Origin of the sequence: Rhodococcus wratislaviensis, from assembly GCF_041228765.1 — a bacterium.
GTDB lineage: Bacteria > Actinomycetota > Actinomycetes > Mycobacteriales > Mycobacteriaceae > Rhodococcus_F > Rhodococcus_F wratislaviensis.
This window is the reverse complement of record NZ_CP150488.1, coordinates 7,186,687-7,205,394: the sequence shown is the minus strand read 5'-3', so window position 1 is coordinate 7,205,394 and position 18,708 is coordinate 7,186,687. Positions and strand designations below refer to the sequence as shown.

Below are 18,708 nucleotides of genomic sequence, written 5' to 3'. Positions count from 1 at the left end.
GATCACACCAGTACTTCGTCGGGTAGCTCCTGAAATGAGGCATCAATGATCGTGAGAAAAGCTGCAGTGACGGCGGGCATGGCGGTGGCCGCCATGGGTCTTGCTGCCGGAGTGTCACATGCGGGGCCGGTGGCGGCGCCTGCTCCTGCGGCGCCTGTTCCGGCAACGGCGGCGCCCGCGGTTCCTCCGCTGCCGTTCCACGACGTCGCGTCCCGCGAGGAGAACGACAGGGCGTTCGCCCAGTTCGGTGCGCAGGTCGGCATCGCCGTCACGGTCGGAAGCCTGGTCGGAACCATTGCTGGAGCCGGAATCGGCTGTATCGCAACACTTCCCGCTGGATGCGTCGCCGGACTGGTTACCGGAGCCGGTATCGGCGGGGTCGTCGGAACCATCGTGGCCGGCGGTCCCACCCTCGGCGTCAGCGCGTACCAGTTGTGGGAGACGTACAACGCCGCCCCGGGGACGTCGATCTACGCGGACAGAGGCGAGTAAGAACCCTCGCCTCGGCGCCCGGCCCCGTCGTGTCTCGCACGGCGGGGCCGAACTGTGCGCGGATGGCCCGCACGAAGAAACCGACCGGTTCCCCGCTTTGCGCGGGAATAACTGCACCCAGCACTGGTGCGATTCTTGGAATTCGGTCCCGATGCCGTTTCGGGCGCAATTTTCATAGCCCTCCGCAGACTATTTCCGAGCGCCTTTTCTCGAGTCGAGTCTCAATTGGGATCTGTCACAGCCGCAAGTTACTGTTTAGCAACGGATGGGGTTGAAACCTTAAGGGGATGGAATGAAGTTGCGTCGTTTCGTTACGACTTCGGCACTTTTGGTGGGTGTACTCGCGACCGGTTCCGGGGTGGCGGTCGCGGAACCCGTCGCTGAGCCCGGCGCCGAAATCGGATACGAGTCCCACATCGAGGATCGCACGGTGGTGACCACGATCGACACCGGCGCCTTCGCGCTCGCATCGGACGGGAAGTCCGTCGCGATCAACGATGCGGATGGGGCCACTGTTGTTTCCCTCCCGCTCGCGTACCGGTTCGACGGACTGCAGTTCCCGTTCGAGGAAGAGATCACCGAAGACGGAAAGACCCTGCGCCTGACGCCGAGCGTCGACAAGGCCGAGGCGACGCCGATCTCGCCCGAGGATCGGATTACGCCCATCGCGCTGCACGACGTGGCGTCGATCGACGAGAACTCGAGGGCTCAGTCGGCATTCCAGCAGCAGCTCGGCATCGCGATGACGGTCGGCAGTCTCGGCGGCACCATCGTGGGCGGAATCTTGGGATTCGCCGTTGGCTGCGTGGTCGGGACGCCAGTCGCAGTCTTCGGATGCCTGCCGTTCGGCGTGACGGGAGCGGGGATCGGTGCGCTTCTCGGCACGATTGTCGTGGGCGGCCCGACGCTGGCAATCGCCGGCATCGACCTGATCAACACGCTGAACGCACCGCCCGGCACCACGAAGTGGGTGAAGTAGCCGCACCCGGCAGTGCCCGGACACCGCCCGCCTCCCTTCGGAGGCGGGCGGTTCGTCGTTGTGCGCGCAGTGAACCTCGTCACACCGGCGGAGCTGACCTGCCTGGTTGGCCCATGCTTAGGCTAACCTTCGTCCGTCACAGCGCTGCTCTCGAAACGGATCTCGATGAACCTCCGACGGTTTACTGCCACGTCCATGCTCGTCGTCGCGGCGATGGGCGTCGGTGCGGCCACGTCATACGCCGATCCGGCCGCCGCACCCCAGCAGGGTGCGGAACAGGGCATCCCGAACATCAACTACCAGACCGCTCGAGACGGTGACGCCGCTGTGGCCACCCTCGACGCCGGCGCCTTCTCGATCAACGCCGCGAACGACACAGTCGACGTGGTCGACGACGGCGGCCGCGTCGTTGCCGCCATTCCCATGTTCTTCCGGGTCGACGACCTGCAGCATCCGTTCGCCGTGGCGGTCGACGAGTCCGCTCGCGTCCTGCGACTCGTCCCGAACATGGACCCGTCGGCAGCGACCCCCGTCCCCGTGTCGGAACGGCTGACCCTCGACGACGTCGCCGCACCGCAGGACAAGCAGGAACGCGACGACCGCGCACTCGACGACTTCCAGCAGCAACTCGGCATCACGAGCGCGATCACCGCGATCGTCGCCGCCATCATCGGCGGGGCGATCGGCTGCGCGATCGGCATCATCCCCGGCACCGCTGCGCTGGTGATTCCGTTCCTCGGCCTCGCCGGCCCGGTGGCGGGGTGCATCGGAGGTGCGCTGATCGTCGCGCCCGTCGTCGCGCTCGCCGGCACCATCGTCGTGGGCGGTGGCGCCCTGGTGGTTCTGGGAATTCAGTACTTCAACACCATCAACAGCCCGTTCGTCGCACCGGAACCCACGGCATGAGCGGCCGGTTCGCACGGAACCTGCGCGCCGTCACCGGAGCAGCGTTCCTCGTCGTCGCGGCCCTCGGGATCTCCGCCGGGACCGCACACACAGCTCCACTGACACAGCAGGATTCGTCCGACATCGGCTACGAGGCACACGCCGAGGGCGAGTCCGTCGTCACGTCGATCGACGCGGGCGCCTTCCGGATCACAGACACCCGGGAAGCGATCGAGGTGGTGGACGACGGCGGCAAGGTGGTGGCTGCACTGCCGCTCACGATTCGGGTCGGCGACGCCGTCTATCCGATCGACGCCGACCTCGACGGGCGGACGGTCACGCTCACCCCACAGGTTCCCGCCGACGTCGCGTCGTCGCTGAAATCGGTAGCGCAGGACGGATTCGACACTCAGGAAGAGCGTGACGACTCGGCGCTCGCAGACTTCAACAGCTACCTCGGTTACGCGACGCTGATCGGCGGCCTGATCTTCGGCGTGATCTTCGGTGCCGTGGGTCTCGCGGTTGGGTGCGGCCTGTTCGCCGTCACCGTGATCGGCACGCCGGTCGGGTGCCTCGGCGGGCTGCTGGCGGGATTCGCCGCCGGCGGGCTGGCCGGAACCATCTTCGTGGGCGGCGCCGCGCTGGTGATCCTCGGAATCCAGTACCTCGTCACCATCAACATGCCGTTCGTTCCGCCCGCGCCCGAGCCGACCGCCTGATCAGTTCGCGCGCGCTCGGTAGCCGTCGAGGAAGGCCGCGACCCCGTCGGTGACGATCACCGACACCTCGTCGTCGCCGAGGGGGGGCGGCGCCGTGGAACGTGCGTTCGGAGTTCTCCGCCTCCATGAGTAGCGCGAAATGGTGTGCGGCCGTGCGTGGGTCGCCGGATGGAGAATGGCCGGAGGGTGCCCGGTCCGGCGAACGTGTCCGACGGTGCGTGCTGGACGTGGCTGGGCCCGGCCCTACGCAGCCTGAGTGCGACCGACGACGACGGCCCGCCTCCCCGAAAGGGAAGCGGGCCGTCGTCGTCGGTTCAGCGTTACGAGGTGCGCACGCGCAGACCCGGGTTCTCGGCCAGTACCTCGTTGATCGGCGTGGCAAACAACTCGGGGCTCTCACCGAGGACGAACGTGACGACGTCCGCGACCTGGCAGATCGGGTACTGCCCGACGTTGGAGGCGCTCGAGATTCCGAGCGCCAGCGTGCCGGTCACGATCGTGCCGCCGCTGTCGCCCTGCAGGGCGCACATACTGGTCGAGAAGCTGTCGGCCAGGGTGCGCTCACCGACCGAGACGGTCTGTGCGACGGACGTCACGACACCGCACGTGAAACCGGTGGTCAGACCCGACTTGCACACCGGGGCGCCGACAATCGGGTCGGCCGTACCGGTGATGGCGACCGGCGCTGCGCCGGGAACCCGGACGCCGTTGTTCTCGAACCGGTGTGCGGCGTTGTCGTCGGCCCGGATGATCGAGTAGTCGTGGATGTCCAGGCTGGTCTTGGCGAAGGTGCCGATCCGCGGACCGGTGCCACCCGGGACCAGGGAGAACGCCTCCGACGCCTCCGAGGTGCCGGCAGCCTCCCGGTTGGGGTCGCAGTGTCCTGCCGTGATGTTCACCGGACCGCCCGAGCTGTCGGTGCCGTTGAAACCGAGCGAGCAGCGCAGCCCGACTCCGCCGCCCAGCGAGCCGTACGCGTCGCCGCCCAGCAGGGCGTCGGCGGGGAGCGGTTCGGCGATGGGGGTGAGGTCGGTGGACGGCAGCGGAGCGGCCGTGGCAGGCGACTGCACGACGCGTGCGCCCTTCAGGAAGTCCGGAAGCTGCAACCCGCCCACGTTGTCCGCACGGAGCACGAGATCGTTGTTCACGATGTCGATTGCCACGCCGCGAACGAGATCCGCGACGGCAGGCGGCTGGGTGTCCAGCCACCCGTCGAGCGACTTCACCTGAGCCTGCAGGCTGCTCTCGCTCTGCGCCACATCCTTCACCTGGAAGCCGGCCTTCTCGGCCGCGGCGACGGCGGCGTCCTTGTCGGCGCCGTCGGCGAGCCCGACGATCGGGGTGCCGGCGTTGTCGAGCCACGTTCCGGCGAACGCATCCGGGAACTGGGTGCGGGCGATCTTCGCGAACTCGGCCAGCTTCTGGCCCAGCTCGGAGTGCTCCAGGTACTGGTCCGGGCTCAGCGACAGATCACGCTGGATAGCGTCGATCAGTTCCGCGGGAAGCTTGGCGGCCTGGCCGGACACTCCGGGCTCGACCGGATCGGCCTGAGCGGAGGCGGCGACCGGACCGAGGAGCAGCAGCGCGGCGGAGCCGAACACGGCGGCACGACGTGCGATGGAGCTTCGCATGGGGGCCTTTCTGATGTTTGTTTGTTCGCAGTTGCCTCGCGGGCACATACGAATACGACCCCCCGACAGGTAAGGCCGTACACAGTCGGAGTCGACTATATGGGTTCGCCCCGTCTATTCCCACCTGTAACACTCTCGGTGGACGACGCAGCAGGACAAAGCGGACACCACGCCTGAACACCTGTGCCCGATGTCCGAGAGAAACGGACACCGGGCACAGGGCGAATCGGTGGAGATCTAGTCGGAGATGGTGCGCACGCGCATCCCGGATCCGAGCGTGTCCACGATGTCCGCGACCGGGATGCCCAGGCTGGCGGTGCCACCCTCCGGTGCCAGTACCAGGTTCGCCTCCGTGCAGTTGGGGGCGCCACTGGCGTTGGAACCACTGGTGATACCCAGCGCGAGGGTTCCGGTGACGATGGCGCCGCCGCTGTCACCCGCAAGGGTGCAGGCGGTGCCGGCGAAACCGTTGACCACGCGGCTCGAACCGTCGGCGACGAACAGCTGAGTCTCGACGTGGTCTGCTGCGACCACGCCACACGTGAACGACGACGTCTGACCCGACTTGCAGATCGGGGCGCCGACGACGGGCCGGGCGGTGCCGGTGATCTCCAGCGTGGTGCCGTTCGCGCCGCGAACCGCGGGGCGGTCCAGACCGGCCTTGACGCCCGCCTCGTTGAGCTTGATCACCGAGTAGTCCAGCTTGTCGGCCGGGTTGCCCACCGAGGACTTCGAGAACGCGCCGATCTGCTGGCTGTCGTCGACGTTCTGGTGATTGGGGAGGAAGACCGGCGACGGCTGACCCTCGGCGGGGTTGCAGTGCCCGGCGCTGATGTTCACGGCCTGGCCGCTGTCGTCCACGGCATTGAAGCCGAGCGAGCAGACGGAGATCTCCGAGATCGGCGTCTTCGGCAGCTCACCCGCGGTAGTGATGTAGGTGTCACCGGCGAGGGGACCCCTCTCCACCGGACCGCCGCTGCCGGGGCTCAACATGACCTTGACGTTGGCGAGCAACGTCGGCAGGTTCAGCGCCTGGCCGATGGGGCTGTTGACGACGTCGATGACGACGCGGTTCTCGAGGACGTCGATCGACGCGGAGTTGACCTGGGAAGCCACGTCCTTCGGCAGTCCCGCGATCCAGCCGTTCACGTCGGAGAGGGTCTTCTCCAGGCCGTTCGCGGACACGGGCGCAATACGGGTGTCGTACCCGGCCTTGGCTGCGGCATCGGCGGCCTCGTCCGTGGTGACGGCGACGACAGGCTGGCCGTCGAGACCGATCCACGCCCCGGCGAAGTCGTCGGGATGCTGCTCCCGGAAGTCCTCGGCGTAACTACCCAGCTCCTGTGCCTTCGCGGCGCGGTCGAGGTACTCCTGCGGGCTGATCTTCAGGTCGCGGGTGATGGCCTCGACGAGTTCGGCCGGCAACTTGTCGGCGCTCAGCTGAGTGGTGTCGGGCTGCGTAACAGGGTCGGCCTGGGCGGCAGTGGAAAACGGAAAGAGAAGAAGCATTGCCGAGGCGCCTACAACAGCGGCGCGGTGCGCCAGCACGTTACGCATGAAATCCCTTCTGCACGGAATCCGTTTCACTGAGGATTCCTTCTGGGGTGGGTATCAGCGCCCCACCTTAAGCTACGGACGGGTCGGCCCGTCGGGGAGGTGTGACCGAAGCCTCACTGACCTGGACTTTTCAGAGCGGGCGGCGGGGTCGTGGTCGTGGTGGTGATCGCGGCCGCGGGTTCCTTCTTCATCGTCGTCGTGGTTGTTGTCGTTGTTGTGGTGGTGGTCGTCTCCGGCGGCGGCGTCGTGGTCGTCGCGGCGGTCGTGGTCGTGGTGGTCTTCGGGACCGTGGTGATCGAAGGGAGGGTGATCACCGGCGTCGTCGAGGGCGGCGGAGGTGGCGGCACGAACACGGATGTCGTCTCCACCGGAGCAGGCGGGGGAGCGACCGGGCTGGGGGCCTCGACCTCCGTCGTCACGGCCACCTCCTGCGTGCTCGCAGTCGGGAGGACGGCGGGTGCGGCCGGTGTGGGTCGTGCGCTGGACGTCGTCACCGACGCGGTCTGGGCGTCCTGGATCGTCGGGACCGCGGTGCTGCCGTTGCCGGTGAGCGCGAACGCGAGCGCGCCACCCGCCACCACCAGTGCGGCCGCGGCGGCACCGGCGATGATCAGCGGCCGCCGGTCCGTGCGCTTGGCGGGCGGGGTCGGTGCGCTCGCGGGAGCGGACGCCCCGGTCTCGGCGGGCGGAGACGCGTCGGCGGCAGCAGCGGCCGCGACTGCCGGTATCGCCGTCACGGCGGAGTACGCGGTGTGCAGGGGGGCCTCGACGATCGGGATCGACTCGGTGTCAGCGGTCGTGTCCTCGTCGGTCAGTGCCAGCCCGGCCGCCAGCAGTGCCGCGCCGTGGGCAGGGGATTCCGGCGAGGCGGCGAGTGCCACCGACTCGGGGATGAGCGTCGCCTCGCTCAGACCCATGTAGTCGAGGGATTCGCGCAGCTTCGTGACGATCTCCGGCGCCCAGTCCGACGGATGGGTCGCGGTGACCTTCACCGTCCCCGACAGTCCGTCCGCGGCCTCCCGGAACAGGCAGAACATCGCCGTCGCGACGAGGTCCTCGGCGCGGGTCAGCGAACCGGCGTACTCGATGCCGGCGGGTTCGCCGACGCGGGCGAGGAAGTCGCGGACGGCGCCCGTCGATTCCGTGCCGGGGTCGCCGAGTTGAACCGTGCCGTCCGGGGCCGTGAACAGGACGGACGGGTGTTCGATCGTCCTCACATCGGTTCCGGAAGCGGTCACCACCGCTGTGGAAACCGAATCGCCGACGGTGAGTCCGACTCCGGTGGTCATGAAAGATCCTTACTGGCACAGTTCGAGGGAGTGCGTCATCGCACCATGTGCACAGTGTGTCGCCTGCCGCAGTCGAATGGTTACACGGGGCTGCGCCTTCGGCGCCCGTGAGTACTTGTCAACCACCCGCGGTTAATAAGTACTCACGGGTCAGGAGTCGGCGGAATACCCGTGGCCCATCGCGCGCAGCATCGACAGCAGCTCCGACCGCGACCCGGCGCCCAGCCGCCGCCGGATCCGGGCCACGTGATGCTCGATCGTCTTGGCGGAGATGTAGAGGCGGGATCCGATCTCCCGGTATGTCAGCCCCTGAACGAGCAGTTCGGCGACCTCGGCCTCGCGGTCGGTGAGCGCCCCCGGCATGCTGGGACTCGACACGACCGCGGAATCGGCGCCGTTGCCCGCGGACGTCGGCTGCCGCAGCGCCCTCGCGACCTGCAGCAGAGCGGTCGCGACCCTCGTGTCGGACGCGCGCAGCGCCGCTTCACCCGCGAGGCGCGCACCGTCCCACGGCAGACCGATCCGGTCGAGGGTGCGGGCCGCGTCCTCGACGGATGCGGCGTCGATGTCGCCCTGCAGCACGCGCAGCCACGCGCGACCGGCGGTGGCGAGCCCGGACGCGTACGTGCTGACCTTGGCGGCCTCGCCGAGCGCGCGGGCGTGGGGCATCAGGTCTGCGGGGCATTCGGCGAGGATCGAGGCCTGCACGCCGTACCAGTGCAGCGCCGAACCCCACATCGCCGGCTCGCCGAGCGTCCGCAGCAACGACTGCGCGTCCTCGACGAGGTGGGTGATCCGGGCGGGTTCGCCGACCCGGATCGACGTCAGCCACAGTTCGCCGAGTGGCAGCAGGCTCAGCAGGTCCACCGAGTACTCGGCGATCACACCCTGCGCCCCCGCCCAGGCCTGGAGCAGTGCCGCGTTGTCGCCGGTGCGCCGGGCCAGCCCGACCCGCAGTCCGTGGACGAACAGCAGATCGCGCTGCCGCATCGACGCGGTGTCGAGGCCGTCGAGCCGGGACTGCGCCGCGGCGAGGTCGCCGCGGACCATGGACGTCCAGGCGGTGAGCAGCTGATGCCGATTCGCGGTGACGCTGCCGGGCCGTTCGGCCTCCCGTGCCCGGCCGAGGACGGCGTCCGCGTGGGCGAGTTCGCCGCAGTGGAGCGCGGCGAGGGCGGTGATCGCGGCGGGGGAGTCGGGCAGCACCCGTGGCCGGGACGCGCGACCGGGAAGCGACAGCGCACGGGTCAGCGAATTCAGTGCCGCGTTGGCGGACGCGGTCACGGACTGGACGAGTCCGGTCGCGACGAGTGCGGCGCCGGCGGTGGCGGCAGTGGGGGGTGCGCCCGCACTGGTGGCGAGGACGGCTTCGGCGTTGTCGAGCCGGCCCGCGACCACCAGGAGGGAGGCGGCGAGGGACGCGTCGGCGCCCGCCCGGTCGGCGCCGAGCCACGCGTACAGTTCGGCACTGCGATCGATCATGCCGCAGAACGCGGCACCGGCGGCCGAAATCCGGACGGCCGCAGCGAGTTCCGGATCGTCGACGGTGCCGGACCGTTCGAGGACCGAATCGGCCAGCCCGACCGCGGTGTCGAGGTCGCCGTTCAGGGCGCAGGCCTCGGCGTAGGCGACGACGGCGCTGTCGCCGAGCCTGCCGACCCGGCCGGCTTCGGCGTACAACACGACGGCTGCCGCTGGTTCGGCGAGTTCGGCCTGGGTGCAGAGGAATTGGCTGAGTTCGTCGCTCGGTGTGCCGGTCGCGGCGACCGCGCGGGCGACGGGCAGCGTGAGCGTTCCGCGCTCGACGTGATGGGCGAGCAGGCGGCGAGCCAGCGTGTTCAGCCGGTTCTCGCCGAGCGTTCTCGTCAGATGAGTGCGGTCCGCGAGAACCAGCGCGTCCCGTTCGTCGACCCAGCCGTCCGAGCGGAGTGCGTCGACAGCGGCACGGGCACGGTCGGGTTCGACGTCGAGTACTCGGGCGACCACGGTCTCGTCGAGGTCGCTGCCGAGCAGAACCAATGCGAGAACGGACAGTTGCGGGCCGTCGAGCTCCGCGAGTTCCGTGGGAGGAAGCGGTGAGGGCAGCGTGGACACCGGCGCCCTATCCGCCGTTGCCGAGGACGCCGGGCACCAGGCCGGTGACTCCGCCGACGACGCCGCCGACCGTGTCGCCCACTCCGTTGACGGTGTTACCCACCGCGCCGGCACCGCCGACGATGGTGTTGGCGATCGCGGCGCCGCCGTCGGTCTGGGGAACGCTCGGGGCCGGAGCGGGGGCCGGTGCGGGCGCGGGAGCTGGGGCTGGTGCGGGAGCGGGTACTTCGGCCGCGGGAGCAGGTGCGGTGCCGGGCGCCGCGGCCACGGGTGCGGCCGCGACCGGTGCCACGGTGCCGGGTGGGACGGTGCCGGGAGCGGCGACCGGAGTCGCGACGCCGGCCGCGGTGGCGGGGACACCGGTCGCGGCGACGACGCCCGCCGCCTCGGTGCCGGCAGTAGCGGCGCCCGTCGCGGCGGCCTCGGCCGGAACACCGGACGTGGAGGCCGCGCCCGCCGACGTGCTCGACGACTGCGAGGTGCTCGAACCCGAGCTGGACGAGGACGGTGCGACGTCGAGGGCCGTGCCGAGCGACAGCCCACCCGCGGCGAGCAGGGCGATGGCGGCGGCGGAGGCGGTGATGATCCCGGCCTTCTTCTTCCGCGACATGCCGGTGGCGGCGGGCTCGGCGAGGGTCGGTGCGGGGGTGCGGGTGGCGAAGACGACGGTCTCGGCCTCCGACTCGGTGACCGGGGCGGCGGCGGGCGCTGCCGCGGCCGGCGTCGCGGTGGGCACGACGACCGGCATCCGCGCGACGGTCGGGGCCGCGGCGCGTCCCGCATCGTTGTCGGCGGCGAGCAGGGCTGCACCCAGGGCCGCGGTATGGCCCGGACGTTCGGCCGCGACGACGGGAACGCGCAGTTCCGCCGACAGGAGTTCGGCGACCAGCGGGATGGAGGCGCTTCCGCCGGTGAGCACCACCTGGGTGACGTCGCTGGATTCGAGACCGGCGGCGTGGATGCTCTCGCGCACCAGCGTCACCGATTCCTGCAGGGATTCGCGGATGAGGTCTTCGAGTTCCGAGCGCACCAGCCGGACGTCGGTGGAGATGCCGGGCAGCTCGATGCCGATGGTGGCTTCGGTGTCGGAGGACAGGGCCTCCTTCGCCGCGGTGCACCGGGTGCGCAGCCGGGTCAGGGCGGCGACGGTGTCGGGGGCGAACGGGTCGATGTCGCCGAACTCCTCGGCGACGTTGCCGAGAACGTACTGCATGGTGGCGTGGTCGAAGTGGGCGCCACCGAAGTCCTCGGACCGCACCGGCTTGCCGAGGATTCCGGTCTCCGTGCCGTGTGCGTCCGAACGGAAGAGGGTGATGTCGAGCGAGGTGCCGCCGAGGTCGTAGATGACGGTCAACGCGTCGCCGAGGGTGCCGCGGGTCCGTTCGAGCCACGTCATCACAGCCTGCGCCTCCGACACCAGGGTGGCGTCCGTGACGCCGGCCTGCACGAGCGCGTCGGCGAGAACACCGACGGTGTACGGCGGCCAGACGGTCGGGTGCGCGACGACGGTGGTCGGAAGGCCGTGCCTGCCCGACGCGGCCTCGTGCACGATGCAGCTCACGGCGGTGGCCACGAGGTCTTCACCGGAGTAGGTCGAACCGTCGTCGGTGAGGATCCCGACCGGGTCGCCCACGCGGTTCGCGAAGTCGGACACCGTCACCGCGTCCGGTTCGCTCGTGTCGTCGCCGAGGACGGGTGCGCGGTCGGGGGAGAGGTGGAGAACACTTGCGCGGGACAGGACGGTGAGGTCGGCGGCATCCGTCACGCTCGCCCCGTCCGTGTCGACGGCGGCCACCGTATTGACCGATCCGACACCGATGCCGAGCGCTGCAGCCATGTTCCACTCCTGTGGTCCGGGCGGGCGTCACGCCGCCTGCGTCAGGCGGACGGTGCCGCCGTCGTATGTGACGGCCGATGCCGTCGTGGTCACTCGAATTGTCGCGGGTGGCGGCCGTTTCGTTACGCCGACGCCGCTGGTCGACGGCAGTTACGGGGCCGATCCCCTAATGGCCCCCCATCCCCTAACGGGGAGGGCCCGACCCCCGATGGGAGATCCCCGATACCGGGGTCCCCGAGTAGGGGGCGCCGCCCCGTTGGGAAGGGGGCCGCCGATCCATAACGTGTATTTCACTCGCCGTCACAGCAGTTGTGGTGGCCACCCGAACTCCCCGAACCTCGACTACAGGAGAGCTGCCATGGCTACCAACGCCGTCCTCGACTTCATCCTCGGCCTTCTTCGCGACGAGCAGGCTGCGGCGGCCTACTGCGCCAACCCGACCGAGGCGCTGTGCGCCGCCGGCCTGCAGGGTGTGAGCCACGCTGACATCGTCTCCGTCGCTCCCCTGGTCGCGGAGTCGGGACTGTTCGCAGGCGGCGGGGCCGACCTGGCCGCGATCGTCAACGCCGGTGCCGACGTCGCCGGTGATGTTGCGGGCGGTATCGGCGCAGGTGTCGGTGGCGGACTGGGCGGCGGCCTCGGTCTCGGCGGCGGTCTCGGCGGTGCGGTCGGTATCGGTGCCGGCGCAGGCCTCGGTCTCGGTGCCGGCCTGGGCGGCGACTTCGACTTCGCCGCGGAACTGGCTGCCGGCCTGAGCGCCGCGCTCGGTGCCGCGCTGGAGATCGGCGGCGAGATCGGTGCGCAGCTCGGCGCCGCGCTGGGTGCGGCCCTCGACGCAGCACTCTCCCTCACGGGTGGCCTCGACCTCGACGGCGCCCTCGACCTCGGCGCCGCGATCAGCGGGGCGCTCGGAGGCGCGCTCGGGCTGGGCGCCGACCTGACCGCGCAGCTCGCCACCACCCTCACCGCGGCGATCACGGCCCTGCCGGTGGTCGACGTGGCCGGTGGTCTCACCGGGATCCTCGCCCCCGCACTGTCGATCGGCGGCGACCTGGGCGCCGAGCTGGGTGCGGCTCTCGGTGCCGCCCTCGGAAGCGTCGTCGACCTCGGTGGCAGCCTGGACGGTGACATCCTCGCCGGACTCGGTGGCGGCCTCGACCTCGGTGCTGTGCTCGGAACGACCCTCGGCGGCGTGCTCGGTGTCGACGCCGGTCTCGGTGGCGCGCTGGGCGGTGCGCTCGACGCGGCGATCGGCGCGGGCGGCGGACTGGGCGCCACCCTCGAAGGGCTGCTCGGCGGTGAACTGCTCGGTGACGTCGCCGGCTCACTCGGCGGAGTCCTCGGCACCGACCTCGGCGCGGTCCTCGGTGGCGCACTCGGCGGAGTTCTCGGTGCGGGCGGCGACTTGAGCGCTGACCTCGGTGGCGCGCTCGGCGCGACCCTCGGTTCGATCGCGGACCTGGGTGGCGGACTGGACCTCGACGCGATCCTCGGTGCGGGCGGCAGCCTCGGCGGTGCGCTGAGCGGACTGCTCGGCGGCGAACTCGGAGTCGGCGGCGACCTCACGGCCGGTCTGGGCACCGCGCTGGACGCCGTTCTCGGTGCCGGTGGCGGGCTCGACCTCGGCGCCGTTCTCGGTGCCGACGGCGACCTCGGTGGCGCACTGAGCGGCATCCTCGGTGGCGTCCTCGGCGCGGGCGGCGACGTCAGCGGCGATCTCGGTGGAGCCCTGGGCGGTCTGCTCGGCGGCGCCCTCGACCTGGACGGCGGCCTCGGCGGCGCCCTGTCCGGCGCACTCGACAGCGGACTGGGACTGGACGCCGCACTCGGTACGGTCCTCGGCGGAGCCCTCGGCCTGGACGGTGGCCTGGCCGGCGAACTGGGCAGCACCCTCGACGCCGTGCTCGGCGCAGGCGGTGTGACGGACATCGACCTGGGCGGCCTGCTGGACGGCGGACTGGACCTCGGGCTGGGCGCCGACCTGGGTCTCGGCGGGGAACTGACGTCGGAGCTGACGACGGCGCTGAGCGGAGCCCTCGGGCTGGGCGGCGAGGCAGGCGCGAACCTGGGCACGGTCCTGGGCGGCGCTCTGGAGAGCGGCCTCGGGCTGGGCGGTGTCCTCGACACCGGTGCCGACCTGGGAACCACCATCAGCGGCGCGCTCGGCGGGGTGCTCGGAGTCGACGGTGACGCCACCGCCGGTCTGGGTGCGGCCCTCGACGCGGTGCTCGGCGCGGACGGCGGAGTCGACCTCGGTGGAGTGACCGACCTGGGTGGCCTGCTCGGCGGTGCGTTCGGTGTCGGTGGCGGCGCGGGCGCAGACCTCGGCGCGGCGCTCGGCGGAGTGCTCGGCGGTGCGCTGGAGACCGGCGGCGCCCTCGACCTCGACAGCGTTCTCGGCGCGGAGGGAAGCATCGGCAGCACGCTGGGCACCGCTCTCGGCGGAGTCCTCGGAGCCGACGGTGACCTCAGCGCGACCCTCGGTTCCGCACTGGAGACGGCTCTGGAGGCCGGTGGCGGACTCGATCTGGACTCCGCTCTGGACGCCGACCTCGGACTCGGCGCCGCAGCCGGCGTGGGCGGCGCCCTGGACGGTGCGCTCGACGCGGGCACCGATCTCGTGGGTGGCCTGACGGGCGGCATCGACGGCGCGCTCGGCGGACTGCTCGACGTGGGCAGTGACGTCACGGGCAACGTGGGCGGCGCCGTCGGCGGCGGCGTGGCGGGTGGCGCGGACGCCGCGGCAGGCATCGGTGCCGGTGTCGCGGCGGGTGTCGGTGCGGTTGCCGACGCCGGGGCGGACCTGGGCGGCAGCCTCGGAACCAACCTGGTCGGCGGACTGGACACGGCGGGTGGCCTGGGCGCCGGTCTGACCGGCGGCCTCACCGGTGGTCTGGGTGGAATCTTCGACACCGGTGCGGGCCTCGGCTCCGCACTGACCGGCAGCGTCGGCGGTGCCGTCGACGCGGTGGGCGAGGCAGGCGCCTCGGTCGGCGCGGTCGCCGACGCCGGTGCGAGCCTGGACGCGAACCTCGGCGGCGCCCTGGACACGGCGGCCAACCTGGGTGGCACGGTCGGTGGCGCCCTGGACACGGCCGCGAATGTCGGCGGAAGCCTCGGTGGCACGGTCGATGCCGCGGCCGGGGTCGGCGGCGACGTGGCCGGTGGAATCGAAGGCGGCCTGGACAGCGCGGTCGACGCCACTGCCGGTCTGACCGGTGGCCTGGATGCCACCACCGACGCGGTCACCGGCCTCGGCGCCGGATTGTCCGGTGGCGTGGGTGGCCTCGGATCGCTCGGCACCTCGGTCGGAGGCGCACTCGACGGTGCGGTCGGCGGAGCGGTCGACGGTGGAGCCGCAGTGGGCGGTGCCATCGACGGCGGAGCGTCCGCCGGTGGTTCGGTCGAGGGTGGAGCGTCGGCCGGCGGTTCCGCCGACGCGGACGCGACCACGGACGGTTCGGCCGACCTCGGTGCGGTCGGCGGGGTCGTGGCCGACACCACCGGTTCGATCGCAGGCGGTCTGGGGTCCACCCTGGGCGGTGCCGTCGACACCGGAGCCGACACCTGGTCGTCGATCGACGCGGACAACGCGTTCGGCGCCGACTCGGGCCTGCACGCGGACACCGACGGCTCGCTGTTCGGCGACACCGACACCTCGGTGGCCACGACGCACGACGTCACGGACGTGGTCGATCACCTCGAGCCGTGATGAGACGGCGGTTCCGGCATCCCCCAGACGGGGCGGCCGGAACCGCCGTACGATGTAACGAAATCAGCCCCGGACGCGTTATGCGTGCGGGGCTGTTTCACACAGTCGGGTGTCGGTGCACTGAACGTGGTGTCCGCACAGAGGTCGGAAGAATTGCGGGTCAACGAAGCTCATGGACAGTGCAGCCGCCGAGAAGAGTCCAGCCGGGTCCCCGTCGATGACGGCGTTGCTCGAGCAGGCCCTGGACGTGGCGAAGAGGTTCGGTCGCGGCGATCTGGCGCAGCGCCTCGACTCGGCCCGGACCCGGGTGCAGGACCCGCGGATGCGGATCGTGGTGGTCGGACCGCTCAAGCAGGGCAAGAGCCAGTTCGTGAACTCCCTTCTCAACCTCACCGTGTGCTCGGTGGGTGACGACGAGACCACCGCGATCCCCACCGTCGTCCAGAACGCCGAGACGGCGTCGGCGGAACTGGTCCTCGCCGATCCGGGTGCCGACCCGATCCGGGTTCCTCTTCCGCTCGACGAGCTGAACGGCATCACTCCGGCCTCGCCCCGCGCCGAGGGCCGGGAGGTGCTGCGGGTGGAGGTCAACGTCCCGAGCCCGCTCCTCGCCGACGGGTTGGTCCTCGTCGACACGCCCGGCGTGGGCGGTGCAGGCAACCCACACGCCGCGAGCACACTCGGGCTGATCCCGGCGTCGGACGCCGTGTTCGTTCTCTCCGACGCCAGCCAGGAATTCACCGAACCGGAGCTCGGTTTCATCCGTCAGGTGACGAGCCTGTGCCCGTCGGTGGCGTGCCTGATCAGCAAGACGGACCTGTACCCGCACTGGCGCGAGATCGTCGAGGCCGACCGCGGGCACCTCGCGCGGGCCGGTCTCGACGTTCCCCTGATCCCGATCTCCTCGGTGCTGCGTTCGCACGCGCTGCGACTGCAGGACGAGGAACTCAACACCGAATCCGGTTTCGTCGACCTGTACGCGTTCCTGCGCGAGCGGGTGGTGGCGCGCGCGGAGGCGAACACGCGCCGGGCCGTGTCGCTGGACGTGTCCTCCGCGGCCGAGCATCTCACGCTGGGGATCGGCAGTGAGCTTGCCGCCCTGCGTGACCCGGCGAAGGGTGTCGCCGCGGTCGCGGAACTGCAGAAGGCGAAGGCCGCCGCCGAGGAGCTGCACAAGAAGACGTCGCTGTGGCAGCAGACGCTGGGTGACGGCATCGCCGACCTGGCCGCGGACATCGACCACGACCTCCGGGACCGGTTGCGCCGCGTCACCCGCGAGGCGGAGGAGACCGTCGACGAGGGCGACCCCGGTAAGGACTGGGACGCGCTGGGCCAGTGGCTCGAGCAGGAATTCGCCACCGCGATCGGCGACAACTTCGTGTGGGCCCACGACCGCGCGCTGTGGCTGGCCGAGGTGGTGGCGCAGCACTTCGCCGAGACGGGTGCCGTCGAACTGCCGCACCTGGACGTCGCGAACGTCGACGGTGTCCTCGAACCGGTGGCCTCGCTCGCGGACCTCGAGGCCGGACGCATCGGCATCACCCAGAAGGTTCTCGTCGGGATGCGCGGATCGTACGGCGGCGTCCTCATGTTCGGTCTGATCACCACCATGATGGGGATGGCCCTGGTCAATCCGATCTCGATCGGCGCCGGAGTCCTCCTCGGCACCAAGGCGTACCGGGAAGACAAGGAGAGCCGGATCCTGAAGCGGCGTGCAGAGGCGAAGGCCGCGATCCGCCGGTTCGCCGACGACGCCAGCTTCCAGGTGGGCAAGGAGTCGAAGGATCGGCTCCGGTCGATCCAGCGGTTGCTGCGCGATCATTTCAGCGCGATCGCCGAGCAGGCGCTGCGGTCGATCAACGACTCGCTGCGCGGCGCGCAGGAGGCGGCGAACCTCGAGTCCACCGAACGGACCCGCCGGATCGCGCAGCTCGAGAAGGATCTGCACGTCGCATCCGAACTGAAACAGCAAGCCGCGCAACTCGTCGCAGGCGACGCGGGAGCGGTCACGGCATGACGGCCGCTCCGCTTCACGAGGCCCGGGCACTCATCGCGTCCGCCCGGCAGTTGTACGCGGGCAGACCCGAGATCCGGGATCAGCTGACCGAATGCGCCCGGCGACTGGAACAACCCCTGCGGGTGGCCCTGGCCGGCTCGTTGAAAGCAGGCAAGTCCACACTGCTCAATTCCCTGGTGGGGCAGGACATCGCGCCCACCGACGCGACCGAGTGCACCCGCGTCGTCACCTGGTACCGGAGCGGGTCGACACCCACCGTGACGGCCTGGTACCAGCCGGACCCCGGCAGCGGCGCACAGCGCTCCGCCAACGTCCCGGTGCTGCGCCGCGACGGACATCTCACGTTCGACCTCGGCCACCTCACCGCCGACCAGGTGGACCGCCTCGACGTGGAGTGGCCGTCGTCCGCCCTGGCGCACACGACGATCATCGACACCCCGGGCACGTCCTCGCTGTCGCGCGACGTCTCGGCCCGCACCCTCGAGATGCTCACCCCCGACAACGAGGCGTCCGGCGCCGACGCCGTGGTCTACCTGCTGCGCACGCTCAACGCGACCGACGTCCAGTTCCTCGGTCAGATCGGCGACCACGTGGGCGACGAATCGGGACCGCTCGGTGTGGTCGGTGTCGTGTCGCGAGCCGACGAGGTGGGGGCGGGACGCCTGGACGCCATGATGTCCGCCAAGGAGGTGGCGTCCCGGTTCGCGGGCGAACTCGAGCGCACCGGGCTGTGCCAGGCAGTCGTCCCCGTCGCGGGTCTGCTGGCTCTCGGGGCCCGCACGATGCGTCAGGCCGAGTTCACCGCGTTCCAGCATCTGGCCGAGGTCCCGGTCGACGATCTGAACCTGGCGATGCTGTCGGCCGACCGGTTCGCGCGTGAGGACAGTCCCCTGCCCGTGGACGCCCGTATGCGGGCCCAGCTGGCAGACCGCTTCGGGCTCTTCGGGATCCGGATGGCCGTCACCCTGATCCGGCTGGGCACCAAGGACTCGCCGACGCTGGCGGCCGAGTTGGTGGAACGCAGCGGCCTCGACGAATTGCGTCAGGTGATCGACATCCAGTTCGGGCAGCGGGCCGACCAGTTGAAGACCCATTCGGCGCTCGTGGCACTCAAGCGGGTGCTCACGGCGCATCCGGTGCCGGGTGCCGGCGAGATCCTGATGTCGGCTGAACGGCTGCTCTCCGACGTGCACGGTTTCCAGGAACTGCGCCTGCTCGGGCGGCTGCGGTCCACCGAGGTGGGACTGCCCGCCGACGACGTGGCCGAGTTGCAACGCCTGATCGGCGGATTCGGGATCCAGATCGCCGAACGACTGGGCACGGACGGCGACGACTCCGTGGAGTTGCAGAGGATGCGGGCACTCGCCGCGGTGCGGAAGTGGCGCGAACGAGCGCGCCACCCGTTGCTCGACCAGTTCACCGCGAGAGCGTGCACCGTCGCCGCCCGCAGCGCGGAAGGTGTTCTGGAGGAACTGAACACCGTCCGCCTGTAGCTC

12 protein-coding genes are annotated in these 18,708 nt (G+C 70.6%); 7 read left to right on the top strand and 5 right to left on the bottom strand.

All coding sequences use genetic code 11. The features are described from left to right. Positions 1–45 precede the first annotated feature (45 nt). From WKC72_RS33285 to WKC72_RS33270, 4 genes are all read left to right on the top strand, one after another. Positions 46–492, top strand: coding sequence for a hypothetical protein (locus WKC72_RS33285; protein ID WP_370180891.1), 447 nt, complete (start codon positions 46–48; stop codon positions 490–492). A gap of 292 nt (positions 493–784) precedes the next feature. Next, on the top strand, positions 785–1,471 hold the full coding sequence (locus tag WKC72_RS33280; RefSeq protein ID WP_370180890.1) for an ammonium transporter: 687 nt from the start codon (positions 785–787) through the stop codon (positions 1,469–1,471). Between the two features lie 165 nt (positions 1,472–1,636). Beyond that, positions 1,637–2,377 carry a hypothetical protein gene (locus WKC72_RS33275; RefSeq protein WP_037243490.1) on the top strand — a complete coding sequence of 247 codons (741 nt, stop codon included), beginning with the start codon at positions 1,637–1,639 and terminating at the stop codon, positions 2,375–2,377. After that, a complete protein-coding gene (locus tag WKC72_RS33270) occupies positions 2,374–3,075 on the top strand; it encodes a hypothetical protein (RefSeq protein ID WP_370180889.1) in 702 nt (233 codons plus the stop codon). The genes WKC72_RS33275 and WKC72_RS33270 overlap by 4 nt, the downstream gene beginning before the upstream one ends. A 320-nt stretch (positions 3,076–3,395) precedes the next feature. On the opposite strand, the gene WKC72_RS33265 is transcribed toward WKC72_RS33270, so the two are convergent. The 5 genes from WKC72_RS33265 to WKC72_RS33245 all read right to left on the bottom strand — a co-directional run bounded on the left by WKC72_RS33265 (position 3,396) and on the right by WKC72_RS33245 (position 11,483). Beyond that, complete coding sequence (locus tag WKC72_RS33265) at positions 3,396–4,706, bottom strand: S1 family peptidase (RefSeq protein WP_037243492.1); 1,311 nt, start codon at positions 4,704–4,706, stop codon at positions 3,396–3,398. A gap of 237 nt (positions 4,707–4,943) precedes the next feature. Beyond that, positions 4,944–6,263 carry a S1 family peptidase gene (locus WKC72_RS33260; RefSeq protein ID WP_037243494.1) on the bottom strand — a complete coding sequence of 440 codons (1,320 nt, stop codon included), beginning with the start codon at positions 6,261–6,263 and terminating at the stop codon, positions 4,944–4,946. Between the two features lie 113 nt (positions 6,264–6,376). After that, entirely contained in the window at positions 6,377–7,552 is a 1,176-nt protein-coding gene (locus WKC72_RS33255; protein WP_370180888.1) for a hypothetical protein, read from the bottom strand. Positions 7,553–7,702: 150 nt separating this feature from the next. Further along, positions 7,703–9,646 (bottom strand): LuxR C-terminal-related transcriptional regulator, encoded by a 1,944-nt coding sequence (locus tag WKC72_RS33250; protein WP_370180887.1) that lies wholly within the window; start codon positions 9,644–9,646, stop codon positions 7,703–7,705. A gap of 7 nt (positions 9,647–9,653) precedes the next feature. After that, entirely contained in the window at positions 9,654–11,483 is a 1,830-nt protein-coding gene (locus tag WKC72_RS33245) for an Hsp70 family protein (RefSeq protein WP_370180886.1), read from the bottom strand. Positions 11,484–11,841: 358 nt separating this feature from the next. Here WKC72_RS33245 and WKC72_RS33240 point away from each other — a divergent pair, with 358 nt between their 5' ends. The 3 genes from WKC72_RS33240 (at position 11,842) to WKC72_RS33230 (ending at position 18,705) form a co-directional block, all read left to right on the top strand. After that, entirely contained in the window at positions 11,842–15,195 is a 3,354-nt protein-coding gene (locus WKC72_RS33240) for an IniB N-terminal domain-containing protein (RefSeq protein WP_370180885.1), read from the top strand. A gap of 172 nt (positions 15,196–15,367) precedes the next feature. Further along, a complete protein-coding gene (locus tag WKC72_RS33235) occupies positions 15,368–17,212 on the top strand; it encodes a dynamin family protein (protein ID WP_037243504.1) in 1,845 nt (614 codons plus the stop codon). Next, positions 17,209–18,705, top strand: a complete 1,497-nt coding sequence (locus WKC72_RS33230) for a dynamin family protein (protein WP_011597678.1) — start codon at positions 17,209–17,211, stop codon at positions 18,703–18,705. Before WKC72_RS33235 ends, WKC72_RS33230 begins: the two co-directional genes overlap by 4 nt. The last annotated feature ends 3 nt before the right edge of the window (positions 18,706–18,708 follow it).